Raw genomic sequence first — 387 nt, 5'->3', positions numbered from 1 at the left:
AAGCCCCTTTTGGGGCTATTATTTTGCCAATTTTAGTTTTTGGCCCCTTGGTCAAGCGGTTAAGACACCGCCCTTTCACGGCGGTAACACGGGTTCGAATCCCGTAGGGGTCACCATTTTTGGAGGATTAGCTCAGCTGGGAGAGCATCTGCCTTACAAGCAGAGGGTCGGCGGTTCGATCCCGTCATCCTCCACCATGATTTTTTCACGACAGTGAAAATAATCATCAATAAATGCCGGGGTAGCTCAATTGGTAGAGCACGACCGAATAAGCTTCCTGAATGAACTTCAGCATACTGACCAAGCTGCTACTTGAATAATCTTTCTGAGGTCAGGATGACGGTAACAAGACAGCGAGTATGAATTTAATATTTTTCCAAACTTTAC

The 387-nt window shown here is 46.0% G+C and carries 2 tRNA genes; both read left to right on the top strand.

Annotated features, from left to right (window positions below):
- Positions 1-41 precede the first annotated feature (41 nt).
- Positions 42-116: transfer RNA gene (locus tag AAHB15_RS30070), tRNA-Glu, on the top strand.
- A 5-nt stretch (positions 117-121) separates the two neighbouring features.
- Positions 122-197: transfer RNA gene (locus tag AAHB15_RS30065), tRNA-Val, on the top strand.
- Positions 198-387: the final 190 nt, after the last annotated feature.

It is taken from the genome of Bacillus sp. OTU2372, from assembly GCF_038440275.1.
Classification (GTDB): domain Bacteria; phylum Bacillota; class Bacilli; order Bacillales; family Cytobacillaceae; genus Neobacillus; species Neobacillus bataviensis_B.
The sequence above is the reverse complement of the archived record's forward strand: the minus strand, read 5'-3'. Positions and strand labels throughout refer to the sequence as shown.